Source organism: Pontiella desulfatans, from assembly GCF_900890425.1.
In the GTDB taxonomy this organism is placed as follows: Bacteria; Verrucomicrobiota; Kiritimatiellia; order Kiritimatiellales; family Pontiellaceae; genus Pontiella; species Pontiella desulfatans.
In genome coordinates this window covers 1,559,098-1,584,357 of the sequence record NZ_CAAHFG010000001.1, presented here as the reverse complement: position 1 = coordinate 1,584,357, position 25,260 = coordinate 1,559,098, and the positions used below count along the sequence as shown (strand labels likewise).

Below are 25,260 nucleotides of genomic sequence, written 5' to 3'. Positions count from 1 at the left end.
ACTTTCCAGGGATTGGAAAAGATTAAATAGATCAGCCCACCTCCTTTCCGCTGGAAGGTGATTTTCAGATGCAAACAACCATTAAATCCCACATCCGGGAACAGATCTATGAAGCGTTCAAAAACGCAATCATCCAGCACCCGCAATACCTGGACGATGAACAGTTGTCGCGGGAGGGCCAGTTCGACGTACTCACGGAAATATTCAATGCAAACGTCCGGAACCGGGAGATCGGGGAAATCACCCGCCATTTTGCGCCCGTGTTCCAAAACGGGCACCCCGTCCATTTATCTGTACTGGGCAAGACCGGCACAGGCAAGACGATCACTTTGCTGTATCTGCTTCACGAAATATCCATGCTTTGTTCAGAGCAACATATACCTTTTCGGCAATACCATCTTGATCTGTGCTGCCCTGCCCCGTGCTTTCGCGCGCTGAACAACCTCGGTTGCCTGATGGGCGCGAGCAAATACTATAAGCGGGGCATCAGCCTCGACGACCTGATGCGCTCCATTGAAACCAAATTGAAAAGCGCGAAGGGATACATCGTCATCTTTATTGATGAAGCCGACAACATCCGCACCGACCCGGACTCTTTCTATAAATTCCTGATCAAACGGCTGCCGCAGAAAATCGAAGCGAAACTGATCCTGCTGTTTTCATCCAACCGACTGAGCTGGACGGAAAACCTGGATCCGCGAATAAAGAGCTGCCTTAAAATGCGCGAACTCCTTTTTGATCCCTACAATGCCAACGACCTCCAGCACATCCTCAACATCCGCGTTGAAAAAGCCCTGCGCCCCAAAATGGTTGACGAAGGTGTGGTGCCGAAGATCGCGGCGTATGCATCGCGAACCCACGGCGACGCCCGGAAGGCCGTAGACCTGCTGACGCGCTCAGCACAGCTCGCGGAAAAGAAGGGCGAAAAAATCACGCTCGACTGTGTGGACGAGGCCTACGAGGAAATCGAAAAGGATAAATACCTCGCGATGATCCGAACCTGCCCCAAGCAGTTGCAGGCGGCGCTTTATGCCGCACTGACCGGAAAGGCGCAGGGACGGGCGCTGCACACCGGCGATGCCTATCTCGTTTACGAACGCTTCTGCCATGAGGCAGGAATGCCTCCGCTGACCCAGCGGGCATTTACCGATCTTTTAAGTGAACTCGACATGTATGGTTTTATCCGTGCCCGTACCGTGTCGCGCGGCCGCTACGGCCGAACCAAGGAAATCTATGTTTCCCTGACCCCACAGATACTTGCGTCCATGAAGCGGACGATATTGAACAGCTTTGATTTAGACGAGGTGAATTATGAATGAGCTACGACCCATTTGCTGACGCTTTAGCCCCCTTCGCGGGCTGGAACCTTGCAGCGACCTATGACAGATACTATGCGCTTTTTGACCTGATTATCTACTGCACCATATTCATTGCCCTGTGCCAGGCGGTCTTTGGAACCCGGTTTCGGGGGCGACCGGGAAAGGCGCTGGCAACGGCGCTGGGCATCATGCTCGGAACAGGCCTTGCGATTTCCGAGGCCCAGTTTGGATGGAACCTGCGAATGGCCGGCGGCCTCGCAGCCATTATCATGCTGATCCTGTTCGGCCTACTGTTGTTTCACCTCCTGCATCAGCTAGGCATGAAATGGGACACTGCCGCACTCGTCGCGTACATTATCATCTATCTGTTAACAGCAGGCATCTATCCGAAGGTACTGCGGGATGCGCCGGCATTGGTACTGATTGCGGCAATCGCTTTTTTGGTCTGTACATGGAAACTCATCATGCGCCTGTGGCCGCACGGAAAGCCGGGGAACGACGCTGGCTTCGTCGCCATGCTCGACCGTAAACGGGAAAAGAGCGAAGTTAAGCAGATCGCTAAAACCCAGGGCCGCGAACTGCCCGAAGCCCAGAAGGAAGACCGAAGGATCGAGAAAACCCTCAAGGGCCTGAAAACGGAGCTGGAACACTCCAATCCCGATTTTAAAGAGGTCGCTCAAGCGACAGCCGCTATCGCTCATAAAACAGACGACGTTATCCGAACACTGGATAAAGTACGAATCATGGATCGGCGACTGCGAAACTTTGACTGGCACGAACTCCAGCAACTGCGGGAATACTGCAAGGAACTTGGGGAGGACGACCGCAAAAAACTCCAGCAGCAGATCCTGCTCGAACGGAAGAAAATCCTGGAAGAGCATGCGATCGAGCAGATGCTTAAAACTGCCGAGACCCGACACCGGGAACTGCGGCGCCAGATCGATACCGTTGCCACCCACGCACAGGCCCAATCCCAACCCCAAACCCTGTCCGCCGTCGTAACGGCGCTACGGATGGAGCAGCAACTGAACGGCGAACTGAAACAGATCAAAAAAGCCGAGCGAAAGCTAAAATCTCTTACCCGGCTAAAGTTGAAAGACGAAAAGAAAGTTGCCAAACAACAGGAAATCAAGTTCCACCGGTAATCTTTCCAATGCCTGGAAGTGTGACGCCTCCCTTCTTATAGGAGGTTTACACATGTCACGATATTATGATGAGTATGACGATTTCGATGACCCCGACGAACATGAAGATCCCGACGAGTATGATGATTATGATGAGGAACTTGAAGAGGCTCGGCACGAAGCCAAAAAGAATGGGGAGGAATTTGATGAGGAAGAATGGCTCCGGGAACACAGACCCACGGAGGAAGACATTTGGAAGGAGGATGAATTTACAGCTGAGGATCCCAATGAGCACGAAGACCCGTGGGCGGAGGATGATCATAACGCGCGATCTCGCAGGGGCAGCGGTGGGCGCGACAGCAACCGGGGCCTACTGCAGGCCGAACAAAACGTCGGCGATTTCTATGATTATGCCCATATGGATGATGAAGACGGCCACGGCATCAGCATTCCCCAACTGACCGCGTTTGAAAAAGACGATGAAGAAAAGACGTTCAGAAAGCCGGAATCACGGGAGGAAGAACATGCCCGAAAGATGGAGCGCGTTGCACAAAAGTATCAAAGGAACGAAGATCTGGATGAAGAATCTGAAGCTGAGGCCCAACTCACCGATTATGAAGACGACATAATTTCCCAGGCCGAGGACCGCGTGATTGAATTCGTTGACGAAGATACAGAGGAGGAGCATTACCGCCGGTTGCGCGATGATGCCGGCTATACCTCCAGCGCCGACCGGGAAATGTATGACCTGCATCGCGAGCTTATCCATAAACTGGAATTCTATGATGAGCGTATTTCGGAGTCCCCCCATGACAAAGACCTCTACCTGCCGCATGTGCACGGCGCACTGGAAGCCATCGACAATGCGCGCCATCTATATTCTAAAAACCGGGAACGACAGGAAGAGTTAAAAGAAAAGAGGGATTCTGGAGAACTGTCTGAAATGCAGTACCAGGATCAATCCGTCGCGCTTGACTACAACCTGCAGCGCCGACTCACCAATAACCAATATGCCGCCATCAGCGGCGGCGGGTCCATGTTCGGCGACGTCGGCGAAATCATGGACCGTTGGAACAACCTGGTTGACGACACCGTCTCCGGCGACCCCGACAAATTGCAGGATGCACGCGATTTTATAGGCCAGCTGCCGCGCGAAATCGCCGATCAGCTCATTGAGGAAGCCGTGGACGAAGGACTACTGGATCACGACCAGGCCAACCACTTTATGACGATGGCGGCACGACCGACAGACAGCCTGTCCCATACCCCACAACCCCAGAAAAAAGGATTCGGAGCCAAGACGAAACGGTTCTTGGGGCTTTAGAATTCAGATCATATTCAAACGTCGGCGGATTTCAGCGATCTCCACCAGAATTTCACGATGCATCCAAGTGTCCTTCCGGCATAGAGACAGCTCCTGCTTTTTACAGTCGAGCAGATTGCACAGTCGTTCGCGCTCCATGATCATTTGGTCATAAGAAAGAACGGGATTTTCAGCCAAAGCCGAACCCAATCCCATGTGAGACACTTCAATTTGATTCTCTTGAAGATTGGATCCGGTGTACTGAAATTTTTTCCGCATATTAGAAATAGAGAAGCGGGTGAACTATATAAACCTTTCGGTCAATTCTGCCGTTTTACCAGAAAGCGGAACCGGGGAGATGCAGCTTTTGCCGGTGTAACGCGTAGCCAGTTTCGGATTTCCGAAATCTCGGCCATTACAAACCGATGCATCCAGCTACCGGGAAAGCGCATGATTAGTTCATCGCGTTTTTCATCCAGCAGGTCGCACAGCCGATTCCGTTCACAATCATGGATCGCCATGGCCTATGAATACCGCAGGAATATATAAACGTTTGGGTCAGAGTTGCAGAACGCGTCGAAGTTCATCGCCGGCTAATCTGTGTTTGGCGACTTCCATGTTTCCGACATTGCGCAACTTCCACTTCAAGGCCGGCAGTTGTTCGAGATGTTCGATTGGAAGTCGATCCCACTCCGGCGCACCCATCTTGATCGACAGCAGGAAAAGCCGCTCGTTTTCGGTCAGTTGGCTATTCAAGTCCCTTACGAGACGGCTACGCGTTTCGATGAGCGTATCAATGGACACCGGCTCACGCGTCATTCCGACAAACTGGGATGCATAGATGCTCTCCAGGGGCTGTTCATTCGGATTGAGCAACTCCGCCATCGGGCGTGGATGCCCGGCCAGATAGACCGTAAAGGCCGAACGGATCTCATCGGTTAAACCCATGCTGTTGAACATGAGATGCACATCGAACAGGTCGCGCGGATGCTGACGGTCGAGCGCGGCGCAAATCTTGCCGCCATACAGGTCCGCTTCGGATAGGATATTACTCTCTGCAAACCGTTCGAATTCCGTCTGGGCGCTGGCACAAAGCGTGCGCGTTTCCGGTGGAAACAAAGCACCGCGAAACACAAAGTTCGGTTCAACCTTGATCTGTGCATTCCCGGCGTTCACTACCAGCCGCCCTGTTACGCCGGCTACGGGCTGGCCAAGAACCGTGGTCTCCCGCAATTCCGCCTCTATCTCAACGGCGATTTGTTCCAACGCGCCCGAGATACCGGCCAGCGCTTCTTCGCGGGGAACAAGCGGCAGGTAGGCCAAATCGATATCCACCGACAGGCGCGGCATGTCCTGGACAAAAAGATTCATGGCCGTCCCGCCCTTCAGCGCGAAGCAATCATGCTTTTGAAGCAAGGGGATGACCTGGAGCAGAAGCTCCACCTGCCTGACATAGACCCGGTTAAACATCGGCGTCCTCTTTCCTGCGCGGCACGGTGATCAGCAGTTCGCGATCCAGTTCGCCCCCGTCGTACACCACGCGCTTTCCGCTTCCCAGATCCACACGATCCGGATCAACATGCTTGAGCCAGGGATGCGCACAGTCCCTCGCCATCCAAAGAAACAACCGCTTGACCCGCACGGACCGACAGGCCTCCAGCAATTTCTGAACCTCCTGCGGACGCAATGCCCCCAGTCCATCGAACACGGTACGGGCATGGTCGAATGCCGAATTGCCGTCAACACAATAGATCATCTCGAAAGCCGCGCGCTCCGGCGGCGATACCCTGACGCTAAAGCCCTTGTGCTCCACCACAGTTAATGGAAGGTTCTCTGAAAAATCAAACAACTGGACACACCGGTGCACAATTTCGGCACCCCACTCCTTGCCGGAAAACCAGGCCGGCAACCGCTCGGCACCATCGCTGACCAGCAAAACAGAAGCTTCCTTCCCCATCGATAGATAATGACCCAGGCCTTTGAGTTGCAACGCACTCAATCCGGCAACGTGGACGGTCAACCCTAGCTGAGTTTGGAGGGTATGGACCGCGCCCTGCCAATCGACGGAATCCCCCCTGCGCTGATAGGCGCCGCGCCCGACCCGCTCCAGCCACCCGGAAGTGACATACCGCAAGGCCAAATCCCTCGACACACCCTGCCCAGCCAACCATGTTGGCGTGAGCACCGTGCCCGGAACCAGATTTTGAAGCATCTGGTTTATTTTACTTTTACTTTGCGAATCCATAATTCGTATATACGCAACCAAACAAACCGGATCAAGCTCGCGGTTTATTTTAATTCAGTTTTGCGTACTGACAGTTCGCATATACGCAGAAAAATGATCAGGCCGCCGTGGCGACGGCGAGATCAATCTCTTCCTTCGAATCCATCAGTTCTTGCGGCCGCTCAAACGCGGAGTGGCATATTTTGCATACCGCATCCAGGCACTCGCCTTTTTCAACCCAGGCCTCCTGCCCGCATATGCATTTCCACATCACCTTCCGAAGCGGTTTTTTAATCGGCTTTGCCTGTTGATCGGGAATCATCTTATCGAATGCGGAGAACCCCAATTGATCCAGCTTCGTCCGTAGCCATCCGCTCACCTGCTTCGTCACCCCGGAGCCGACCTGCGACTCGAATCCCAATGTCCCCGCAATATCCACGAATTCCCGGTTGTGGTATCGATGACGATGGCCCACGTGCCCGAACAGGTGCTGATATACATGGATCATTTCATGAAGCAGCGTCACCCCCACATCAGATTCGCTTCGCCCAAAGTGCCTTGAGTTTAAATGAATCCGGTGCTTCGCCCCGATCCCGTCACGGCCAACCTGATAATACCCGTATCGCATAATCAGATCCGGGCCGATCGATATCAGTGCCTTCGGCAGCTTGCCCATAAAGAAATCGTTGTTCAATTGATCGTATAGGCGGTTCATCCGAGCGGCGATCCCGGAAAAACTCCAGCCCTTCGCCCCATGCTCATGCGCCCGTACTGCGTGAATCAGCGGCTCAGTCCGTGACCGCATATCCCGCTGCATTGCTTCTGTCATTCTATCACCTCACAAACCCGTCTATCCGCGGATTTGCACTTACCCCTCAGGGCAAATCCATGGGCGCACACTGTGAACAACTGAAATCCTTGGAGTAAAAAATAGAATTATACCATCTCCAGCAGTCGTTTCCCCTTACTGGTCAGGAAATATTTCTGCGTAGGACTACGCGGCGAATCCGGTAGCGTCATTGCAACCAGACCGCCCTCCAACGCGGGCTTCAAATAGTTTTTGCGGAAAGTCGGCCGATGGCTCAGCCCCAGTCGCTCCATCAGCTCCGACGCCGATAAACGGCCGCCGCCGACTGCATCCAGCAACCGTTTTACTTGGTCGCTTACTTGGTCGTCTACTTGATCGGTCTGAATCGTCTCCAAAATCACCTGCAGCATGAATTCAATGAACGGGGCACAATTGACCGCTGCATTGCTTGCGTTGATGGCTTCGTAATATTCCTGCTGGTGTTCGTGGATCATGCTTTCCACGGCAATGTCGCCGAAAACCGAATTCCAGCGGCAAAGAATCAGCGTCTGCCACAACCGTCCCATGCGGCCGTTGCCATCGGCGAACGGATGGATAAACTCAAATTCATAGTGGAAAACCGCGCCCGACACCAACGGATGAAGCTCCGTGGTTTCCAGCCATTGGAAAAGCTGCTTCATCAAAAACGGTACCCGGTCGGCGGGCGGCGCCACATGGATCACGCCCTCCTTGCCCGCCACTCCCGCGCTTTTGACGCGGTACCTGCCCGCGTCATCCAGCAGGCCATTCATCATCACCGCATGGGCGGACAGCAGATCCGATTCATTGGCCGGACTCCATCCGACGAGCTGGTCATACGCTTCCAGTGCATTCTGCACTTCCAGGATTTCGCGCGGCGGTGCAATCACCCGCTTCCCTTCCAGGATGGCCGACACCTGCTCTTCCGAAAGCGTATTGCCCTCGATAGCCACCGAGCCATGGATGGAGCGAATACGGTTTGCCCGGCGCAATCGCAGCGACCGCTCCCCGACCGATGCCCGGCCAAGCTCTTCGCCGATCCGTTCCACCAGATCAACAATCCGCTCCGTCAGCGCATACGGGGGTTTATAAACGTCATCGCTCATTTCAAATTTTGTTCCGGCATGTCATCCCATGTCCGATCATCGAGCAGTCGTCCGGCCTTCTTTTTCTGGACACCGCCCCACTGCTTAAAGAAGAAAGGAACATTTGCTTTCAGGCATTGATCCCGCAGGTCTTCAACCCACTCCGATTTCATCGGACGCGCGCCCGGCCCCGATTCACCGCCCACGATGACCCAGTTGATTCCATCTAGGTTCAAATTCGGCAACGGCCCGAGCAAAGGTTCCAATGACAGGAAACGCACCGTTGCTGGCACATTGCGCAAATGATCAATCCGATCCACATGGTCGGCGGTCTCCACGGTAACGCCCATCCAGATATTCGGAGACCAGTCAAAGCGTTTGGCGAGCTTTTCAAGCCGCCCAGCGCGCTTGGTTAAAACCTGAAAGGTATGGATCGGCGTTTCTTTCATCGTAAAAAACACCTCATCAATAAACTGCGCGGGCACATCATTGTGAAAAAGATCACTCATTGAATTCACAAATATCATCTGCGGGCTTTTCCACTTTCGCGGCACATCCAACGCATTGTAGTGATATCGAACCGCATTAAAGCCATCCACATAATTGGGATGCCCCATGGCCTGTAAACGTTTGGCCATGCGCTCCGCATAACAATGCTTGCACCCCGTACTGATCTTCGTGCATCCCGTCACCGGGTTCCACGTTGATTCCGTCCATTCTATTGAAGTTTTTGTTGCCATATTTTTTATTCCTAAAACAATTCCTTTTGGCCGTCCGGATCATATCTGCAGGCCTTATTCCAAAACTCAAGTCCCTTTTGGTGTTTTGACGCAAAAAGCAGGTAGTAATAATGGCGTACAGAACGCGTGTCGGTATGCGCAAATCCTAATTTGGCTAGCTGCTTTTCATATTCTTCCGCAAATAGCTTACGTAAATCAGCTCGATTATTATTAGCAGATGCAGCAAGCACATCTTTTCGTTCAAAAAATGAATAGCTCCCCAGGAATTCTGCATACTTTGCCCGAGCCTTTTTAAATGAAGAATTCTTAACTGCCTCTAATAGGTTTCGGTTTGCATCAGTACCAAGGGCGACATTGATTATAAAATCAACACTCTTAAGCTCATTGGCGATTAATTGGATTGTACTGAACGGAACATTACATTCAGTTGGATCAATCAGCACAAGATTCAAACTCCGAGGATTAAGTTTTTTGAGATGCTTCACTAAACCATCACGGTCAGTAAAGTCGCCAACTACAGCCTTTGCTTTATGCCCGATTTGCAGTTTATTTATTCGAGAATTCAGTGCCTCTACAACTTTTGGGCTTCGATCAATAAACAATGCATTTTTGATGTATTCAAATCTCTCATCTTTCAAAATCGCTAATGCAGTTCCGTTAATCTCCTCAGCACTTTCACGCAAGACACAACGCCCAGGGCCACAGCAGATTTCAATATAATTTATCTCTCGCTCCCACTTCTTATGCATTCCCGGAGCAAAAATTCCAAAATACTGAACAAGCCGATATATTTTGTCATACGCCCATTCCCCAACACACCGAATCGGTAGCTCATCAACCACCGACACAACTTCTTCGCAGTGATCCCTCCCCAGATATAGTTTTCTCTCCTCCTTGTTCCTGCATTTCTTACATGCCGGATGTCGGGCTAAATCCATTTCAATTGGAGAATGCAAGGGCTTCATTTAATTACTACTTTCATTTCAAGTTCGTTTCTACTGATCCTTCGTCTGCCGTTCTTGATGCTTTGCAAATTTATCGAACAGTCGCGAGCATCGAAAAATCTCCACTCCGGTTGCTAATGCAGTGAGTAATGAATAAACGAATGCAACATATGATAGATACGCAATTAACCCTCCCTCCAAATCTCTTGCCTTGGCGTTGAGAGCGAGCAAGAGGGCTATGATTTGCACGACAATAAAATGCAGAAACATTGAATTGGTGCGCATGAACGGCGATTCTTTTCCATCTGGGAAATCTCCGGCAATTAATCGTCTGAAGGCTTCATCTCCGAGGGCAAGAATCAATGCATATCCAGCCAGACTGAATCCTAGGACACAGGGAAGAACATCGAGAGGAACATCATACCAATCTTCGGTCTTGGACAACGGCACCAATAAAGCGAACACGATTGATGCATGAAGGTATGGCGATTTGATAACTGCAGAAAACCCTCCGTAGATCCGCCAATAGTGGCAGATAACGTCCCATACACCTTTATACTGCTTTGGTAGTTCTTTTTTCTCTTCCACAGTCATTACTCCAGCACCTCTTTAACAACGTCATAAGCGATCCGGCGTACGGCTTCAAGTAGAGTCAAATGATCCGGGTTGTATGAATCTGTTTTTGTATATGGATGTTCTTTGGTCGATTCTTCAACCTTCTCTCCGTCCTCATCCTTACCTTCGACAAATACGACTCCATTTGACCGGGCAGTACGCATAAGAATTTGAGTGTCATCATCCGGTTTCAGGCCATCTTTCTCTTTGGTAGCCAGAATGTGCTCCAGACGATCTGCATTCTGTGCTCCAAGTTTTTCCAAAACGCGTATTTCGTCATCTGATCCTTCATCCGGATTTGGCTTGCTGATTTTAATGGTAAGCTTTGTTTTCCTGTGAACCTTCAGAATGCGCTCAATGCTTTCATGAGAAGATTCAACCAACACATCAACGGAACCGTGTTCTTGAATGATGGCTTCGTGCGCGAAGATAGATTCCAACAAACGTTGCAGACTTCCAGGGGAAATAGTCTTCCGATCAAAAACCAAGCGATGGGTTTTAGGGAAAAATACGAATGGGATTCTTTTCAGATCGGGCTTGATGTGGTCTGGAATGATCGGTCTGCCCTCAGCATCCTTGTCGAGCACTTTGCGACTTTCCAAGTTCAGCCATGGAGCATTGGGATCCAAATTCATAAAACGATAGAAGAATCCCTCAAGGCCAGCCTTGGGCTTTCCTTCCTCTATGCAACGCATATTCCCAATTATGCCATAATAGCTACCCCGGATTTTTCCTAGATATTCCTTTTCATATACATCCTCAAACAACTCAGCATACTGCATCGGTGAATGCGGATGGGTTTTGATATTGATCGCACCAACTTCGACCTTCCGTTCACGTCCCATGATTCAATCTATTCCTTTCACATTCATCCCATAGGTGGTGCTGACGGAGAGTAAAACCCCGTTTTTGTTAAGGTTTCTGATGTCCGATTCATTTAGTCAATTCCGATTTTTTGTTGAAGGTTAACCATGGTTCCGCGCTTTGTGCATATGGCTGTCCCACAGCTCTTAGACAAACCCCGGCAGATACGCCTGTTCCGGCGCACCCCGTATGCGGCCGGGCGGTTTGGCTGTCCCATAGGAATCCAGCAAGGCGGGCAGGTTCCACCGGCGCCAAAGCACCGCGCGCACAACAGTGAACTGCCGCTTGAAGCTGTGCTCCCATCCGTGCATGAACGCGAGGCAGCGCATCAGCAGGTGGACCAGCAGCCCCATCCAGATCTGCCAGCGCACGGCGTTGGCGCTGTAGCCCAGGAAGTCGGAGAGTTGGAGCGTCTGCTTGATCTCCTTGAAGAACACCTCGATGTCCCAGCGGCAACGGTAGAGTTCGGCGACCGTCCACGCGCTCCACTCCAGGTGATTGGTGATGAAGGCGATTTCGACATCCTTGCCGTTAATCTCGACCAGCGCCACGACCCGGCGCAACTCGCACGGATAGGCTTTCTTCGATGCTTCGACCACCATCTCGATGACCTCGTCGCGCAGGATGCGCTTGTGCCCGGTGGTTTCGAGGGTGCGCACCACCTTGTACTGCATGTTGTCCTTCGCCCGGCCAACCCACCAGACACCGCGCACCGTCAGCTCGAAAAGATGCTTGAACTTGTTGTAGGCCTTGTCGAACACGGCGATTTCACCGGGTTTGAGCTCGGCGCACAGGCTTTGGGTCATCGTGCTGTCATGGTGCTTCGCCGTGTCGATGATGGCGCACCGGGGCAGGAAGCTTTGCAGGTCGAGGCGCAGGTGGCACTTGGCCGCAGCCTTGCGGCGGCGATGCTTCGCCCAGTCCATGCAGTTGGCGACGAGCTGGATCGTGGTCGAGTCCAGCGCATGGATCGTCTTGCTGAAGCGCCGGAGGTATCCGCGCCGAACCTTGCCCTTCGCGAAGCCCGGGACTGTATCCATCAGATGCTTCATCATGCACCAGTAGAGCTCTTCGGCCATGTCCGCGTTGCGGATCTTGTTCGCGTGGCTCAGGTTGTTACGCGACGGAGGAACCGCGCCGCGGATGGTAGAGAGCGCCGCCGCGTTCATCTGGAGCGCGTCGCACACATCGTTGAGTCCGAGTGCATGGGAGAAGTGGGCGTACAGCAAAGAAACCACATGGCTCCACGGCGTGTACGTCCGGCTTTGAATGTCCACGCCATGCTTCTGCGCAAGGCTCGACACCATGTGTCCGGGAATCAGATTGCACAATTGTTTCAAGGTTGTATACCTATGTCTGGCTGGCTTGTGTTTATGTTGTTTTTTCATACCCTCCGAGTGGAGGATTTCAACGGCACATGCCAGCCTTTTTTTTCAATATCTATGGGATGACAATGTATTCCTTTAGTTAATTCGATAAAGTCGCAGTCTTTCCAGAGGCGTTTAAACGCTGGGTCTTCTTTTGCACATTCTTTGTCATCGGGAGTTATCCGAACAGCGTTTCCAAGGTGCTCCAACACGATTTGTTTGTTATGCCCGCTATAGGATAAAGTACGGGCACTGTTGTACCAGACCGTCTCATGCTCAGGATTCCGGTTTACAACCTCTTGATACAGAGGAAGCGCATGGTCAGGCATCATAGCCTCACTGTAAATGTTTCCCCAGTTGTTCCAGGCATTGAGCAGGTCAGGGTCAGACTGTGTCGCTTTTTGATAGGCATCGATCGCCTTATCTACCATCCCGTCCCGTTGGAGAATTACGCCGAGATCATACCAAGCCTCGGCATAGTTTGGCCTGAGTTTGATTGCCCGGTGATACGACTCTATTGCTTTGGGGGAACTCCCCTTTTGTGCGTACGTTATACCAACGTAATTCCATAATGTTGGATCATCCGCATTGAGCTTAGCAGCTCGGTTGAAATCCTCAATTGCCTTGTCTGGATTAGGAAGATTTGCATAAGCGACGGCTCTTGCAAAATATGCAGAATAGGTAGGGTTTAATTCGATGGCTTGGTCAAAGGCTTCAATCGCTTTTACCTGCTCTCCTTTTTTACTCAGACAATGGCCACGCCCATACCAAGTGTCATAATTGCTGACATGCACTTTTCCCTCGCAGTCAGAGAGAATAATCGCATCATTGCAGTTGCTGAGCATTTCCTGGCCAAGATGTACCGCTGCATCAGATACCTGGAGATAGAAGTTCTGAACCAAAGGATTCTTTATTAAGTGGAGTAGTCCGCCATTGATCCGTTTATCAACATGCGCACCCCCAAATTGGCAGGCCACGCGATACACAACTTCTCCAAGTGTCCATGGTTTATCATGATTGCTCCTGCAAGGGTGCGTGCCCGGAGCATGAAGCATCTCGGTTTGAAGTAACTCCTGAAATCCTATCGTGTTTGGATATCCATCATTTTGGATGAGGCTAAAATGTGGAAAATGTATGAAATTTGCATATCCCGGAGCGGGGCCATCCAGATTCATTTCCAGAGTGTGGCTTTCGGGAACATAAACTGTTAGTGGATAGTGTAGCTCATTGCTTACATGGAACAATAAAGGTTCCCCTCTTGCCGAATCTGACAAGCATATACGCATCTGTGCAAATATAGAGCCAATTTGATAGAGCCTTTTTTCGCGTACAGCCTCTAATGCTTCCTGTGTTATTTTCAGCGAAGCATCAAGGTCTGATGCCAACCATCGCAATGACTTCTCTACAGTTTTGTAGCGTCCTTCTTCGAAGAAGCTTGGATCAAGCGGATTGAACGGTGGTTTCCGTTTGTTCATAACTACACCAGCTTCTCCATTGCGGCCATCTCTTCGTACAGCTTAAACAAGTGCTCCAGGCGTTCTTCGTCGGAGGCGAAGAGTTTGGTGCGGTAGAGGCGGTCGACGGGGAGATAGAGGTTATGGTGGGCAGTGCGCAGGCCATCGGGCATTTTGTTGGGGTCGCAGAGCTGCGCCATTTTTTTGCCCGGTATTTTTTGATAGCTGGGCGCGCCCTGTTTCAGCCGCGCAACTCTCGCCTTCGGCGATCCATACGCCAGCAGGAATTCATAAATGAATTCATCCGACGAAGGCATCTCCACCAACAACCGCCCAACATTCTCCGCAACATCCGCAAACTTCATAGCCATTCCACACACCCAAAATCAACAAGCTTTAAAAAACGTGAAAACAATATCCGTTTTTTACCCTTCTATCCAGCGATTGCTTAGGAAAAACACCTTTGTGGAGAATTTCCCCACAACCCATATCCCCCTCAAACTGTGACGCCATCTCCTTTTATACCGGCATTTGATGTCGGTTCCTGACCAATCGCACAGAAAAGTGAGACGCGGTTTGGATCTATAGAAATCAACCAAACATAAGGAGAAAACCATGAGCTATCCGACCTACAACAATCCGTATGCAACAAACAACAGCTTCCTTGATGAGCAGCGCCGCCGCATGGAGGAGGAACGCCGCCGAGCCGAGGAGTTCGAGCGTTATTACCGTGTTCGCGACGTACACCGTCCCCACCTTGGATAGCAAATGTGTTACGGCGGTTTACTAGTAGAGCCTATCCATTAATTGGAGCAAACAATGAACCTGATCATCCTCGTTCTGGATCTGTATATCGCGGCACACGCCATCTGGTGGTTCCTGCTGGAGACCAACCGCGCGGAGCGTCACTCGCTTACCCCGATCCTGTCACGGATATGCGAGCCCTACTGCCGGATTTTCCAAGGGGTGGAACTGAAGATCCGCGGCAACAACGCCGCAATCGCGGTACCGATCATCACGCTTGTTCTGGCGCGCCTGGTGTTAAGCGCGCTCCATTAACCACAAACCGAAAGGAGCAATACCATGGGACTCAACATCAACAGCCCGTTCTCGGGCAGGAAAGCCAACATCGACGTACCGGCAACGGTCGACCAGCCGGGGTCGGTGCAGGACGATCCGTCCGAATCGGCGGAGCTGGAATCCATTGAGGTTAAACCCGCGACGCTGGGAAACCTTCTGCCCAGTACTCAGGGCTAAACCCGCCTACCGGGGCGCATGCGCCCCGTAATTCCAAGCATCAAACACAGGAGATTAAAAATGAACAAGATTGAAGCATGGTACTGGGGCAACCTCCAGTTGCTTGCCAACCAGATGCCGGACTCCACCATCACCTACGATGATGAGGACTGCCAGTGGATCGCCATCGATAAGTTCCCGCTACCCCGCAACGTTATGCAGAATCGAAGTCGTCTATTCATCCTGACACCGGGACTGGACAAACCGATTACCCAGCGTCCGGAGGCGTTCTACCTGGACATCGGCCTGAAGCACCGTTCCGGGCGTCACCTCGACCATGTATTCAACCAAGGGGCGGCGCATGGCTGCGTAGATCTGTCCGACTATGGCTATGCCTGGTTCTGTCTCCTGCTGGATCGCTGGCGCCCCAGCTATGACGTAGTGAGCGGCGACAACTATGCCACGGTAGTAAACACCATTTTCCAGCAACTCAACACCCTCTGACCTCAATAGAAAGGAAACGCCATGAATACCAAAGAAACCAGCATTGTAATGTCCCGCCAGTTGAGGGAGGCCATACGTGACCGCCTGAATCATGAAGCACCCAACGAGATTTGCTTTGTAATCGCAGGACACTTATCGAAAGGTGATGGACACTGCCGTTTTCTAGCAACGCACGTGTTCTTCGCCGAACCGGATGACTATGAAATCCAGCACCCGACTGCCTGCCGACTGAAACCTGAGTTCCTTCAAAAAGTCCTCTTGTATTGTGCGGAAAACCAGTTGCATGTGATCTATACCCATACGCACCCGTTTTCCGGAGGACATCCACGTGAAAGCTCGACCGACCTAGAGGCTGCGGAATACATGCCTGCCGCCATCTCGGCGGCCTGTCCGGGCATGCTGGTAATGACGATGGTGATCAGTCTTGACTTTGAAGGGATTGAGGCACACCTGTTTCGTCCATCGCTCAACTCCCGCGTTCCGGTCGAAAAACTCATTGTGACCGAACCCGGTAAACTTGAACTCCATTACCCCACCTCCTCGCCCCTGCGCGATCCGGATCTAGAACTCAATGATCTCTACCTTTCACGTCTTTCTCTGGCGTTCGGACAGGAGGCTGTACTGAACAACCGGAATGTCCGCATTGGGGCGATCGGGTGCGGCAGTCTTGGGGAACCGGTAATCGCCCAACTGGCCAACCTCGGCTTCAAGCTCACCATTTGCGACATGGACGAGTTCCAGATCGAAAACGCCAACCGCTCCCTTTATGGGAACCAGGTGACAGCGACCCGCTCGATTACTAAGACGGAACTGTGCCGACGCGCGGTTCTTCAGACCAATCCCGATGCCGACATCCGGGTTGTACATGGCGACCTGCGTGAACTGGAGATTCAGCATCAGCTTCTCGACTGCGACCTGCTGGTGGTGACCACGGACAATGAAACATCGCGGTTTGTGGCAAACTGCATGGCACTGGTGCATGGCATGGTGCTGTTTGATGCAGGCACCGGCATCATTGTTGAGGATGGACAACTAACCGCTGTTCAGGGGCAGATTGTCAAAGTGGTACCCGGCAGCAACCTATGCCATGAATGCGCCGACTTCTTCGATGCGGGAGTTGCCTACCAGGGTCTGCTCAGCGAAGAAGACTATGAACTGGCACGCAGCCGCGGCTATGTTTCCGGTGCAACGATGGCGGCTCCGTCGGTCATGCCGCTAAATATGGCCATGGCCGGAATCACGGCCTGGGAAATCCTGCGCTATGCCACCGGGGCAACGCCGAACAATGAGTGGGATATCCTGTCGGTTGACCTGCTCAACGGCGGCATGCAGCCGCACTATTATCAACGTCGGCGTGACGGCACCCGTACGGACTGCCCGTTGTGCAGCCGCGAGGGCATGCTGCTCGGCGGGAACCGGGAACCCTTGTTAACCCGCAAAAAAGGATTCTCACACTCCAGGACCATGAAACTGCTTAAGGAAAGCAATGGCAGCACCTATTCCAAGAAATCCGAACCCGCCTCATAACCGAAGGAACCGGCGCCCGGCACAGCAGGAGCGGCTTGAGTTGTTTATCAACGAACGGCACCTCCCCCCGGGGAGGCTGCCGCTCTTTATCAACCGTATCTTCCGGTGGGCGTTCTTTCTGGTTGTGGAAGCGCTGATCCTCGTTTTCTGCTTCGGAATTTTCGGCGCGGCGATCAACGGGGCCCCAGATGAATTCAAGCCGCTGTTCTGGCTGATCCAGGTCGCCATGTTCATTGTCTTCACCTACCACGCCATTTTCCGGACAGACATTTTCCGATGACTGGAATACCCGGGCACCGAAAAACATATAAAGCCCCGGGGCTTTCCAATACCTGGAGGTGATCAATATGCCGAGAGGCCGACCACATAAATGCCCATATTGCGGGTCAACAAAAACCATTTCAAAGGGTGTACGAAGAAACCGTTCCGCCGACGCGCGGATCCGCCGATGCAAGTCCTGCAAGCGCCGGTGGAGCAAACGCGTCACCGGACAACCGCAACCGGCGGTTGCGGACTCCCTGTAAACCCAAAAGTGTTACGACCAAACTCTATATAGGAGGTGCTTCCATGAAGTTTGTCGACATTCTGAGGTACGTGGCGGATCGATTTGATACGCCGCCGGACCCCGTCATTGAACCGGACATCGAAATACCAGAACTGCCGGCAGGAAGTACCATTCTTTTCAACACTGTAAATAATGCCCAGGTTCCCGGCCAATCCGGCTCCCAGTTTATACGACGGGAAGTGGTTTATAGGGATGCGGACGGGGCAAAGCATAAAATCACCCTGAAGAACAACGTTCGCGCGGAAGGGTGCGGCCACAATATGACCAGTCCCGGCGACATCGGTTTCTTTTCCGTCACTTCCGGTAAACCTGTCTGTAAGGCCTGCGAACGGGAATACCGCCGCATGCGCAACCAGACCCGGAATGAGGAATGTGTCTGCCGTCATGTGGTCGCCCCGCATGAACTGACCTACATCGAGGGCAATGGTTTTGTGTGCGAGGAGTGCGAGAAGAAAATCAAGGCACTCAAACCCCTGAAAGCAGCCGGCTGGCTCATCGGACTTTTTCTGAAACCGTTGATTATTGAAGAACCTGAACCGGGAAACGAGGTCCCCTATGAAACAACAGAATTCCCGCCCCATCAGCCACTCCCGCCTGTTCACTATTATCCGCCACCATGGCCTGGACACGGTGCCCCGCATCAAACTCCTCATGGACTGGATCGTGGAAGACCCCAAAGACCGGACCATCCTCAATGAACTGAGGGAGGTCGTGGAGGATGAAATAAAGGAGCAGCGCAAAGATCCTGATCCGTTCCGCAAGACCGCGCCGCGCGATGAAGTGATTCTTGACGGCGAACTTCGGCTGGGCACCATGCCCCACCACAATTATCCCTATGGCATCGATATCAGGACTTTGGTTACACACCTGCTGCTGTTGGGGCGGACGGGCGGCGGAAAGACCACCGTCATCAAAAACCTGCTGATGCAGATACTCCGTATGCCGGATGCGCCGAAACTGATGATCCTTGAGCGCAAGCAGGAGTTTACCGAACTGCTGAATGTCTCGCCCGACCTGCATATATTGGATGTCGAGACCCTGGCCTTCAATCCGCTGTGCCCACCCAAAGGGATTGCCCAGAACAAATGGATCGGCATCTTTACGGAATGCATGGTCAACCACCTGGATATCCGCGAGGCGAGTTCATCCTTTCTGATGGAGCATGCGACCCGCCTGATCAAGCAGTGCGAAAAGGACGGGAAGTTCCCTACCCTGGGTGACCTGAAAACTTTCATCGCCCAGCAGCCGTACAAGGAGCTGTCAAAGAACGGACAACAGAAGGAGACCGTACTGAACCGCCTCAATGATCTGTTCGGCCATTTTCCAGCCATGTTTTCCACCCAGTCCCAGACGGACATCGAGAAACTGGTCAACAACCACTGCCTGATTCTCCTGCACGACATCACACACTCCACCGTGCAGAACTTCGTGATGACGCTGCTGATGGCGCAGGCTTTCCTCTACCGGAAACTCACTTGCGGCCTGCAGGGCGAACTGACCAACCTTATCATATTCGACGAGGCATCCGGACTGTTCCGCCGGAAGGCCGAGGAGCAGGACCACGTCCCCTTCATTGCCGACCTGGTCCAGACCGCGCGCGGCTACGGAATCGGGCTGGTCGCCGCAAGCCAATACTCGACCGACCTCGCCCACAGCCTGCTGGCCAATGCGGGCACCCGCATGATGGTCGGCGGTTTCGGTCGAAAAGAGGATACCGACACCTTCCTGAACCTTCGAGGGTGCTCGAAAGAACAGCATCTTTATGTCAACAGAAATCCGGCACCCGGAAAGGCCTTCATTGCGGACAACCGATGGCCGCACAATGTGGAATGCAATATGACACTGCCCGATCTCCCTGATCCACCGAATGCCGCCGAACTGCAGGCGCGTATGCAGGCAGCCGCCGACCTTTTCAATATCAAACCGGAGAAAACCACTGCGGATCACCAACAAGATCCATCCCGAAACACTGAAACTGCACGCCCGAAAAAGAAACCTGAGGAGGACGCACAGACAGAATCCGTTGAAGTCCGACTTCTGAAACACATTTATGACGATCCGTTCGTAACGGTTGACCGGCGATCCGAGCAATTACGCATTCCCTCCGGAACCCTTCAGACCGAGATCAAGAGGCTCAAAAGAAAGGGACTGGTTGAAATCTATCCCGTCCATTCCAACAGCAGCGGAAGACCGCGCGACCTTTTCGAAATCCTAGATGATGGTTTAGACCTGATCGGAAAACCTCCGCATCCCCCCATGAGAGGCCGGGGCGGCTACCTGCACCGCTTCTACCAGCTGCAAGTGTCCCGCCATTATAAAAAACTCGGCTACCGCGTTGAAATCGAAGGAATGGCCGACAACAAAAACATCGATGTCATCGCCGAAAAGCCGGGCGAGGAATGCATCGCCATCGAAATCGAACTGCAGGGTAAATCAAATCCCGGCCACATCCGCGAAAACATCGCTACGGCACTGGCAGCAAAACGGATTACCCGCATCCTGTGCCTTGCCACCATCAAAAAAGAGGTTCAGCGCGTTGAACAAACTGTGACGAAACATGGGTTAACAGGAAAACCTATCTCGGTAGACCGGCTTTCAAATCACATGGAGGTTGATTAGATGTATGCGCGACTCATCCAGATCCTTTTGCTGATACTCGTTGCCATCATAATGTTCGATGGCCTGCCCGGCCTCGGCGTATCCATCCGGAACGCCCTGCCCGGCCAAGGGCATTCATCCCAATACAACCTGATATTCTGGATCATGATCCTGATCGGGATCTTCGCATTGCTCAAACGCCGTAACCAGGGGAACAATCCATGAGAATCAACTGGCAGAACCTGCTTTCACTGATCGGCATCCTGCTCGTACTGGTGAACTTCGCACGGATCAAAGAATACATCCGCATCTCCAGTCCATTTTCCGGACTGAACAACCTGCCCTACGAACAGCGCAACCTCGTTGTCCTCGGCATCATCATCGTCACAGGCCTGATCATTTACGAGATCCGCAAGGCGCGCTAACCCTCGTAATAATAATCCAGCGTTCCAATCGCGATCTGCTCCGGTTCCAATTCATCAAAGGTCACAAGGGACGGTTCTGTCCGCTCAACACCCCGCATCTTGACTTCATGGGCAAAAAGAACCGGTAAGGGATATAGGCCGCGCACATGGGCACAGGATACGGGAACCGGCTTATCCATACCCTCATCCGTATCAGTATTTACAACCACGATCAGGAACCGTTCCATACCCTTACCTTTTCCTGCAAAATAAAGATCGTGCGGTAATTCATCATTAATCCTTTTACTCCACGGCACGCCCTGCCGGGCAGAGATACGGATTTGGCTGCACTTCCCTTCTCCCGGATAAACAGCAGAAAGTTTGCGCTGATTATCTATCGCAAACAGATAAACCCATCCTTTGATTTGAGATGAACCCTCAATGATAAGAGCGTCGCCACGCCTATACGTCGGAATGTCATTCTTTCCCACTCCGGAGAACCGAAGCGTGACAGATGCGTATGAGCGAGTCTGGTAGGTGGCTATGTTTTCGGTTCCGATAATCACGATCAAAAAATGCCTGGACGTCGTGAACAGAATCTCGGCCCTGCGCTCAAAGCCTTCACTCGTCATCTTATCCTGCATACGCCTGATCACTTCGCTGACACTGCTATCATTGGTTTTGAGCGTCCACTTATCATGAGATGTTATCTCAGAAAATGACACCGGGATGACAAAGGCCTCTTTATCATGCTCTTCCAACTTCAAAGAGTGCAGTATGACGCCTTGGGGCGTAAGCGTTTTTGTTTCCGTTTGAAAGAACCTGACTGCAGTCCGAATAAGTTCCTGCGCATCATTTATTGTCATTTAACCAACCTCCCGCGTTCGCGTTCGCAAACATCCACGCAAGAACTGAAAAAAACCACCCGTTTTGACAACCCAGCCCGTGGAATCCGGCATTCACCTTTGATTTTTATCACTCTGTGTTCCAGTTCGAGGCTCTCGTTCAATTGAAGGCACCAAAACAAAGGAGCAGTCATGAACGAACAAAATCAAACTACAACTGAAATGAACGGAATGTTAGCAACACATACCCTTAAGCACAATACAACGGATATACAAAGGCGGTGCATAGGGGCGGTAGAGTATCGGACACCATATATAGAACTTGCAGGCAGTGATGCTCCGCAGGAAACCCTACAGCAGGTTGCAATGGAGTGCTCCACACTCTTAAATTTTCTAGGCATCGCACAGCGCATCACAGCTGAACACCATCGGGCCAATCGACATATTGGAACACACCTATATGTTTTTCTTGAATCAATGGTTCACCGGCGATCCTTTGCGAATATCACTCAGGACTTTCCGGGCCAAGCTAAACATCGCGCTGTCCTTCACCGCTATACGCATAAAACAAGGAAATGGATTAATGATGGAGAAAGGCATCAGGAAGATATAATAACGCCGCAAAAACTCCTCAGTTTTTGCGCTGATCTTATACAGACGGATGACGAACTGCTCCCATTAATGGAAGATCTTCGGATCGCACTCATCACGCTGAATGATGAACTGCACAAGAAATCCATTCTGACCAAACACGAAGTCTATTCAAAATCCATGGAATTCCATCCTCAGGCCAAACTGCCCTTTTCCCTTTCGGATCTTATCCGTCCCAATAACAAAGGAGAATGAAGAATGAAAACCATACTCAGTATACAAAACACCTATCCGGCCAGAATCATCGCCGCAGACTTCGTAACAGAGCAAGGGTTTACCGGCAAAGGCTCAAAAATACGCCCGATGAAATACCGGGCGTTCAACTATGAACTGGAACTGTTCAATTCGGCAGGAGAGAGCCTCGGCTTTCTTCCGGCAGGATTCCCCGCCGAAAACATCACCAGCCACAACAGCCACTTTATCAAATTTATCCGGCAACTTGGTTTGTTTTGTTACCCCCATGAATTTGATCCGGCGACCCTTATCGACATGCAGGTACAGGTAGTGATTAACAACATATGCAACCATCATCATGGACTGCGACCATACGTCATCAAGCTGCTTCCTCTGACGCATCACAAGAAGTCATAATCCCCCTCAATAGTGTGACGTGCTTCGTATAGAAAAGGAGCAAATCATGAAACCAGCCACACTCGAACTGATGGAAACCATACTTGCGACAGACGATACCCTATCGCCGAATGACACCCGGGACATCATCACTTACTTGAAAACCCGGGCGGTCCACCCGGGAACCATTGATCAGGCCGCTGAAATATTGGGAGTCTGCCCCGGCACCGTCCGCCGCTACGCCAAAGCAGGACTCCTCACTCCAATCCGTATCACTGCCCGTAATGTGCAATATGACTTAAATGAAGTTGAACGACTTGCAAATACCGGTCGGACATAGGAGCACAAAAATGACCCCGACACGCATCCCCCAACCCATCGCGGAAGCCGCCATCGCCATGCTGCGGCCCTACGCCCCCGACCTGACCATCGAAAAGCTGGAAGCCGCACTGTTTCAAAAAACGCCACCTAATCTCCCCGACAAACTCCTGACCCGCAAAGAAGCGGCCAAACTCCTTAATGTATCTATCCCAACTATAGACCGCATGCTACGAGACGGAGAACTGCCTCACCGCCACATCCGCAGAGCAGTTCGCATTACTTTGTCCGCTGTAAATTTGCTCACAGAAAACAAGGGTTGAATGTATCACTTTCTCTCTAATAAAGAGATGGCCTCATCGACGCGCCTAAGAATTTCAGATTTATCCATCTTTCTGCCTATAGCCCTCAATTCTTCCAAAGCCTGTTCATTAGGAGCCAGAATTGAGGAGGAGCTAGTCAGTAGTCCGGGCAACGATTTTTGCATCGCCTTTTTAAGTTCTGCTCGATGGGGTCTAAAATAATGTTTGGTCACGATGTCGGCAGTTTGATGCCCTGTAACCTTCCTCACTGTTTCAATAGGCATTCCATTCATTAAGGCTAAAGTTACCCAGGTCGTTCGAAAGGAATGAAAGTCTCTTATTGATGCTGCCAGCTTCCCATTTTTCCTACTCCTTCTGATTTCACCGCGTCTTTGACCTGCTCCATCATCGACCGTTCTTGCCTTACCGCGAATGATGGCCTTGCCTGTTGCAGACTCTAAATCATTCAAGTACAGAGATGCGGTTGATATTGTTACCCCTGCACGCTCAGCACTCTTTCGCATGGAAAGCCCGGAACAATAAGCCTCAACCACATCCAGAACATGCTTTAGTTTATTTCCCGCATAAAGCTCCTCGGATTTTTCTTTGAGTTCATCCAATGTGTATGCATCAGCCTTATATTCAACCGGCGCTTTTCCAAATCCAGCCAATCTTAAAACCTGCTTGAACCGGCGCGTAATGGCTGTTGGATCTGATTCATATAGCTCTTTTGCATCGGGAAAAACGTAGGTACTTCCATTACCTTTCTGCCCCTCTACCAGATCGGCTAATAGGTCTGCCATTGGAATATCAACAGTGACCCCAGTCTTGCTGGTTTTAACGGTAATAAACCGTTCTTCAAAATCAATCGACTCCCATAGAAGATAACAGCAATCTTTCCTACGCATAGCCGTACAGGCCGCCGTCACAACCAGCGAAAAAATTAGAGAATCAGATTTGGCTTTATCCAGAATCGCATTGAGTTCTTCAATTGAATACGGTTCGCGGAATACTGTGTCCGCATCTTTGGTAATGATATCGGCGGCAGCAGGAACACCAACTCTCCTTAGCACAGACCTGATGACGGAAAGATATTTGTTCCATGTCTCCGCAGTCACTCCATCCTCTTCCAGATGGTCAAGAAATGCCTTCACATGATCATAACGCACCTGATCAACTCGGCTTACCTTTGGATAGTGCAGTTCAATGAAGCCGGAAAATTTTTCCAGCTTTGAAATACACTGCTTTCTATGCTCTTCGGAGGGGGCACGCTTTCGGGGTTTTTCCAACCATATTTTGGAGAGGTCGCTTAACTTGTATTTCCGCAACTTCGAACCAGCCCGCGCCTCATATACAGCCTGAGCCCGCTGTTCCTCTGTTTTGTTAGAATGTACATCTGCAAGTAACACGTTAAGAGCTTCTTCAGCTTTTATCCGGGACCGCTCGAAGGCTTTATCTCCTTCCAATGACAACTTGGAAGGTCGCTCCCCGCTCACCTCAACATTGAGTCGTTTAACAAACTCTTTTCCATCGACGTAGTATCTGCCATACCACCATTTTGAATCCTTCCGTATTGCTAATCCCATAATCCTACCTCAGATTTATGACTCTGGATAATAAGGGATGATTTCAGCGGATTAATCAAGCCACATCGGAAAGAAACCGGAAAGAAAAACAACTTTTATCAACTATATACGATAATATATTCAGCCTTCCAAGCTGGTTACGACAGTTCGAATCTGTTCGCCCGCTCCATCTTCAAGGGGCTTAAACTTCGGTTTAAGCCCCTTTTTTATTGGCCACTATGGATGTCGCCCGATTTTTCTTTGATTTTGATAGCATAGGATATTTCCTGATATTTCCTGTCGAAATAAG

The 25,260-nt window shown here is 51.4% G+C and carries 30 protein-coding genes and 1 pseudogene; 17 read left to right on the top strand and 14 right to left on the bottom strand.

Translation table 11 applies throughout. From position 1 onward, the window contains the following. Positions 1-68: 68 nt before the first annotated feature. From E9954_RS05945 to E9954_RS05935, 3 genes are read left to right on the top strand one after another with little or no spacing between them, the layout of a single operon-like run. Positions 69-1,319, top strand: a complete 1,251-nt coding sequence (locus tag E9954_RS05945; RefSeq protein WP_136078298.1) for a Cdc6/Cdc18 family protein — start codon at positions 69-71, stop codon at positions 1,317-1,319. After that, positions 1,316-2,464 (top strand): hypothetical protein, encoded by a 1,149-nt coding sequence (locus E9954_RS05940; protein ID WP_136078297.1) that lies wholly within the window; start codon positions 1,316-1,318, stop codon positions 2,462-2,464. Before E9954_RS05945 ends, E9954_RS05940 begins: the two co-directional genes overlap by 4 nt. 52 nt (positions 2,465-2,516) lie before the next feature. Continuing rightward, positions 2,517-3,767 carry a hypothetical protein gene (locus tag E9954_RS05935; RefSeq protein WP_136078296.1) on the top strand — a complete coding sequence of 417 codons (1,251 nt, stop codon included), beginning with the start codon at positions 2,517-2,519 and terminating at the stop codon, positions 3,765-3,767. A gap of 3 nt (positions 3,768-3,770) precedes the next feature. Here E9954_RS05935 and E9954_RS05930 read toward each other — a convergent pair whose 3' ends face one another. From E9954_RS05930 to E9954_RS33825, 12 genes and pseudogenes are all read right to left on the bottom strand, one after another. Further along, positions 3,771-3,962 (bottom strand): hypothetical protein, encoded by a 192-nt coding sequence (locus tag E9954_RS05930; RefSeq protein WP_136078295.1) that lies wholly within the window; start codon positions 3,960-3,962, stop codon positions 3,771-3,773. A 342-nt stretch (positions 3,963-4,304) separates the two neighbouring features. Then, positions 4,305-5,216 carry a nucleotidyl transferase AbiEii/AbiGii toxin family protein gene (locus E9954_RS05925; protein ID WP_136078294.1) on the bottom strand — a complete coding sequence of 304 codons (912 nt, stop codon included), beginning with the start codon at positions 5,214-5,216 and terminating at the stop codon, positions 4,305-4,307. Next, a complete protein-coding gene (locus E9954_RS05920; RefSeq protein WP_136078293.1) occupies positions 5,209-5,991 on the bottom strand; it encodes a type IV toxin-antitoxin system AbiEi family antitoxin in 783 nt (260 codons plus the stop codon). The genes E9954_RS05925 and E9954_RS05920 overlap by 8 nt, the downstream gene beginning before the upstream one ends. Positions 5,992-6,088: 97 nt before the next feature. Continuing rightward, complete coding sequence (locus E9954_RS05915; RefSeq protein WP_136078292.1) at positions 6,089-6,799, bottom strand: SprT-like domain-containing protein; 711 nt, start codon at positions 6,797-6,799, stop codon at positions 6,089-6,091. 107 nt (positions 6,800-6,906) lie between these two features. Next, positions 6,907-7,902: a Fic family protein gene (locus E9954_RS05910; protein ID WP_136078291.1), complete on the bottom strand. Its 996-nt coding sequence runs from the start codon at positions 7,900-7,902 to the stop codon at positions 6,907-6,909. Then, positions 7,899-8,621: a DUF5131 family protein gene (locus E9954_RS05905; protein ID WP_136078290.1), complete on the bottom strand. Its 723-nt coding sequence runs from the start codon at positions 8,619-8,621 to the stop codon at positions 7,899-7,901. The genes E9954_RS05910 and E9954_RS05905 overlap by 4 nt, the downstream gene beginning before the upstream one ends. Positions 8,622-8,632: 11 nt before the next feature. After that, entirely contained in the window at positions 8,633-9,586 is a 954-nt protein-coding gene (tcmP, locus tag E9954_RS05900; protein ID WP_136078289.1) for a three-Cys-motif partner protein TcmP, read from the bottom strand. A gap of 30 nt (positions 9,587-9,616) precedes the next feature. Continuing rightward, positions 9,617-10,159, bottom strand: a complete 543-nt coding sequence (locus tag E9954_RS05895) for a hypothetical protein (protein WP_136078288.1) — start codon at positions 10,157-10,159, stop codon at positions 9,617-9,619. After that, the gene (locus tag E9954_RS05890) at positions 10,159-11,025 is read right to left on the bottom strand and encodes a DUF4747 family protein (RefSeq protein WP_136078287.1); all 867 of its coding nucleotides are present in this window, start codon (positions 11,023-11,025) and stop codon (positions 10,159-10,161) included. The genes E9954_RS05895 and E9954_RS05890 overlap by 1 nt, the downstream gene beginning before the upstream one ends. Positions 11,026-11,190: 165 nt before the next feature. Further along, positions 11,191-12,432 carry an IS4 family transposase gene (locus E9954_RS05885; RefSeq protein ID WP_136078286.1) on the bottom strand — a complete coding sequence of 414 codons (1,242 nt, stop codon included), beginning with the start codon at positions 12,430-12,432 and terminating at the stop codon, positions 11,191-11,193. Further along, positions 12,429-13,886: a tetratricopeptide repeat protein gene (locus E9954_RS05880; RefSeq protein ID WP_136078285.1), complete on the bottom strand. Its 1,458-nt coding sequence runs from the start codon at positions 13,884-13,886 to the stop codon at positions 12,429-12,431. Before E9954_RS05880 ends, E9954_RS05885 begins: the two co-directional genes overlap by 4 nt. 2 nt (positions 13,887-13,888) lie before the next feature. Next, a pseudogene (locus E9954_RS33825) lies at positions 13,889-14,077 on the bottom strand (type IIL restriction-modification enzyme MmeI); the annotation flags it as partial. Between the two features lie 403 nt (positions 14,078-14,480). Here E9954_RS33825 and E9954_RS32330 point away from each other — a divergent pair. The 10 genes from E9954_RS32330 to E9954_RS05835 all read left to right on the top strand — a co-directional run bounded on the left by E9954_RS32330 (position 14,481) and on the right by E9954_RS05835 (position 20,720). Next, positions 14,481-14,630: a hypothetical protein gene (locus E9954_RS32330; RefSeq protein WP_168442011.1), complete on the top strand. Its 150-nt coding sequence runs from the start codon at positions 14,481-14,483 to the stop codon at positions 14,628-14,630. A gap of 54 nt (positions 14,631-14,684) precedes the next feature. Then, positions 14,685-14,924 carry a hypothetical protein gene (locus E9954_RS05870; RefSeq protein WP_136078283.1) on the top strand — a complete coding sequence of 80 codons (240 nt, stop codon included), beginning with the start codon at positions 14,685-14,687 and terminating at the stop codon, positions 14,922-14,924. A gap of 24 nt (positions 14,925-14,948) precedes the next feature. After that, on the top strand, positions 14,949-15,122 hold the full coding sequence (locus tag E9954_RS32325) for a hypothetical protein (protein WP_168442010.1): 174 nt from the start codon (positions 14,949-14,951) through the stop codon (positions 15,120-15,122). 60 nt (positions 15,123-15,182) lie between these two features. Then, positions 15,183-15,605, top strand: coding sequence for a hypothetical protein (locus E9954_RS05865; protein WP_136078282.1), 423 nt, complete (start codon positions 15,183-15,185; stop codon positions 15,603-15,605). A gap of 21 nt (positions 15,606-15,626) precedes the next feature. Beyond that, positions 15,627-17,132, top strand: a complete 1,506-nt coding sequence (locus E9954_RS05860; protein WP_136078281.1) for a HesA/MoeB/ThiF family protein — start codon at positions 15,627-15,629, stop codon at positions 17,130-17,132. Between the two features lie 40 nt (positions 17,133-17,172). Then, positions 17,173-17,412, top strand: coding sequence for a hypothetical protein (locus tag E9954_RS05855; protein WP_168442009.1), 240 nt, complete (start codon positions 17,173-17,175; stop codon positions 17,410-17,412). Between the two features lie 287 nt (positions 17,413-17,699). Next, entirely contained in the window at positions 17,700-18,395 is a 696-nt protein-coding gene (locus tag E9954_RS33290) for a hypothetical protein (protein WP_246046697.1), read from the top strand. Further along, positions 18,349-20,316, top strand: coding sequence for a helicase HerA domain-containing protein (locus E9954_RS05845; RefSeq protein ID WP_342793752.1), 1,968 nt, complete (start codon positions 18,349-18,351; stop codon positions 20,314-20,316). Before E9954_RS33290 ends, E9954_RS05845 begins: the two co-directional genes overlap by 47 nt. After that, the gene (locus tag E9954_RS05840) at positions 20,317-20,520 is read left to right on the top strand and encodes a hypothetical protein (protein WP_136078277.1); all 204 of its coding nucleotides are present in this window, start codon (positions 20,317-20,319) and stop codon (positions 20,518-20,520) included. Beyond that, a complete protein-coding gene (locus tag E9954_RS05835) occupies positions 20,517-20,720 on the top strand; it encodes a hypothetical protein (protein ID WP_136078276.1) in 204 nt (67 codons plus the stop codon). Before E9954_RS05840 ends, E9954_RS05835 begins: the two co-directional genes overlap by 4 nt. Here E9954_RS05835 and E9954_RS05830 read toward each other — a convergent pair. Further along, entirely contained in the window at positions 20,717-21,565 is an 849-nt protein-coding gene (locus E9954_RS05830; RefSeq protein ID WP_136078275.1) for a hypothetical protein, read from the bottom strand. The two genes, E9954_RS05835 and E9954_RS05830, sit on opposite strands and share 4 nt — an antisense overlap. A gap of 171 nt (positions 21,566-21,736) precedes the next feature. Here E9954_RS05830 and E9954_RS05825 point away from each other — a divergent pair, with 171 nt between their 5' ends. Genes E9954_RS05825 through E9954_RS05810 form a run of 4 tightly spaced genes read left to right on the top strand, consistent with a single transcriptional unit; the run spans position 21,737 to position 23,406 of the window. Beyond that, positions 21,737-22,390, top strand: coding sequence for a hypothetical protein (locus tag E9954_RS05825; RefSeq protein ID WP_136078274.1), 654 nt, complete (start codon positions 21,737-21,739; stop codon positions 22,388-22,390). Between the two features lie 3 nt (positions 22,391-22,393). Beyond that, positions 22,394-22,786: a hypothetical protein gene (locus E9954_RS05820; protein ID WP_136078273.1), complete on the top strand. Its 393-nt coding sequence runs from the start codon at positions 22,394-22,396 to the stop codon at positions 22,784-22,786. Positions 22,787-22,832: 46 nt separating this feature from the next. Continuing rightward, positions 22,833-23,105 (top strand): MerR family transcriptional regulator, encoded by a 273-nt coding sequence (locus E9954_RS05815; protein ID WP_136078272.1) that lies wholly within the window; start codon positions 22,833-22,835, stop codon positions 23,103-23,105. 10 nt (positions 23,106-23,115) lie between these two features. Then, the gene (locus tag E9954_RS05810) at positions 23,116-23,406 is read left to right on the top strand and encodes a helix-turn-helix domain-containing protein (RefSeq protein WP_168442008.1); all 291 of its coding nucleotides are present in this window, start codon (positions 23,116-23,118) and stop codon (positions 23,404-23,406) included. Between the two features lie 5 nt (positions 23,407-23,411). On the opposite strand, the gene E9954_RS05805 is transcribed toward E9954_RS05810, so the two are convergent. Further along, entirely contained in the window at positions 23,412-24,971 is a 1,560-nt protein-coding gene (locus E9954_RS05805) for a tyrosine-type recombinase/integrase (protein WP_136078270.1), read from the bottom strand. Positions 24,972-25,260 lie beyond the last annotated feature (289 nt).

Excerpts from the sequence above, each read along its gene's own strand:
- E9954_RS05945 (WP_136078298.1), top strand. The coding sequence starts at position 69 with ATGCAAACAACCATTAAATCCCACATCCGGGAACAGATCTATGAAGCG.
- E9954_RS33290 (WP_246046697.1), top strand. The coding sequence starts at position 17,700 with ATGAAGTTTGTCGACATTCTGAGGTACGTGGCGGATCGATTTGATACG.
- E9954_RS05815 (WP_136078272.1), top strand. The coding sequence starts at position 22,833 with ATGAAACCAGCCACACTCGAACTGATGGAAACCATACTTGCGACAGAC.
- E9954_RS05880 (WP_136078285.1), bottom strand. The coding sequence starts at position 13,886 with ATGAACAAACGGAAACCACCGTTCAATCCGCTTGATCCAAGCTTCTTC.
- E9954_RS05805 (WP_136078270.1), bottom strand. The coding sequence starts at position 24,971 with ATGGGATTAGCAATACGGAAGGATTCAAAATGGTGGTATGGCAGATAC.
- E9954_RS05890 (WP_136078287.1), bottom strand. The coding sequence starts at position 11,025 with ATGGGACGTGAACGGAAGGTCGAAGTTGGTGCGATCAATATCAAAACC.
- E9954_RS05920 (WP_136078293.1), bottom strand. The coding sequence starts at position 5,991 with ATGGATTCGCAAAGTAAAAGTAAAATAAACCAGATGCTTCAAAATCTG.
- E9954_RS05865 (WP_136078282.1), top strand. The coding sequence starts at position 15,183 with ATGAACAAGATTGAAGCATGGTACTGGGGCAACCTCCAGTTGCTTGCC.
- E9954_RS05895 (WP_136078288.1), bottom strand. The coding sequence starts at position 10,159 with ATGACTGTGGAAGAGAAAAAAGAACTACCAAAGCAGTATAAAGGTGTA.
- E9954_RS05905 (WP_136078290.1), bottom strand. The coding sequence starts at position 8,621 with ATGGCAACAAAAACTTCAATAGAATGGACGGAATCAACGTGGAACCCG.
- E9954_RS05925 (WP_136078294.1), bottom strand. The coding sequence starts at position 5,216 with ATGTTTAACCGGGTCTATGTCAGGCAGGTGGAGCTTCTGCTCCAGGTC.
- E9954_RS05845 (WP_342793752.1), top strand. The coding sequence starts at position 18,349 with ATGGACTGGATCGTGGAAGACCCCAAAGACCGGACCATCCTCAATGAA.
- E9954_RS05870 (WP_136078283.1), top strand. The coding sequence starts at position 14,685 with ATGAACCTGATCATCCTCGTTCTGGATCTGTATATCGCGGCACACGCC.
- E9954_RS05910 (WP_136078291.1), bottom strand. The coding sequence starts at position 7,902 with ATGAGCGATGACGTTTATAAACCCCCGTATGCGCTGACGGAGCGGATT.
- E9954_RS05935 (WP_136078296.1), top strand. The coding sequence starts at position 2,517 with ATGTCACGATATTATGATGAGTATGACGATTTCGATGACCCCGACGAA.
- E9954_RS32330 (WP_168442011.1), top strand. The coding sequence starts at position 14,481 with ATGAGCTATCCGACCTACAACAATCCGTATGCAACAAACAACAGCTTC.
- tcmP (WP_136078289.1), bottom strand. The coding sequence starts at position 9,586 with ATGAAGCCCTTGCATTCTCCAATTGAAATGGATTTAGCCCGACATCCG.
- E9954_RS05940 (WP_136078297.1), top strand. The coding sequence starts at position 1,316 with ATGAGCTACGACCCATTTGCTGACGCTTTAGCCCCCTTCGCGGGCTGG.
- E9954_RS05810 (WP_168442008.1), top strand. The coding sequence starts at position 23,116 with ATGACCCCGACACGCATCCCCCAACCCATCGCGGAAGCCGCCATCGCC.
- E9954_RS05825 (WP_136078274.1), top strand. The coding sequence starts at position 21,737 with ATGAACGAACAAAATCAAACTACAACTGAAATGAACGGAATGTTAGCA.
- E9954_RS05885 (WP_136078286.1), bottom strand. The coding sequence starts at position 12,432 with ATGAAAAAACAACATAAACACAAGCCAGCCAGACATAGGTATACAACC.
- E9954_RS05860 (WP_136078281.1), top strand. The coding sequence starts at position 15,627 with ATGAATACCAAAGAAACCAGCATTGTAATGTCCCGCCAGTTGAGGGAG.
- E9954_RS05830 (WP_136078275.1), bottom strand. The coding sequence starts at position 21,565 with ATGACAATAAATGATGCGCAGGAACTTATTCGGACTGCAGTCAGGTTC.
- E9954_RS05820 (WP_136078273.1), top strand. The coding sequence starts at position 22,394 with ATGAAAACCATACTCAGTATACAAAACACCTATCCGGCCAGAATCATC.
- E9954_RS05840 (WP_136078277.1), top strand. The coding sequence starts at position 20,317 with ATGTATGCGCGACTCATCCAGATCCTTTTGCTGATACTCGTTGCCATC.
- E9954_RS05915 (WP_136078292.1), bottom strand. The coding sequence starts at position 6,799 with ATGACAGAAGCAATGCAGCGGGATATGCGGTCACGGACTGAGCCGCTG.
- E9954_RS05930 (WP_136078295.1), bottom strand. The coding sequence starts at position 3,962 with ATGGGATTGGGTTCGGCTTTGGCTGAAAATCCCGTTCTTTCTTATGAC.
- E9954_RS05835 (WP_136078276.1), top strand. The coding sequence starts at position 20,517 with ATGAGAATCAACTGGCAGAACCTGCTTTCACTGATCGGCATCCTGCTC.
- E9954_RS32325 (WP_168442010.1), top strand. The coding sequence starts at position 14,949 with ATGGGACTCAACATCAACAGCCCGTTCTCGGGCAGGAAAGCCAACATC.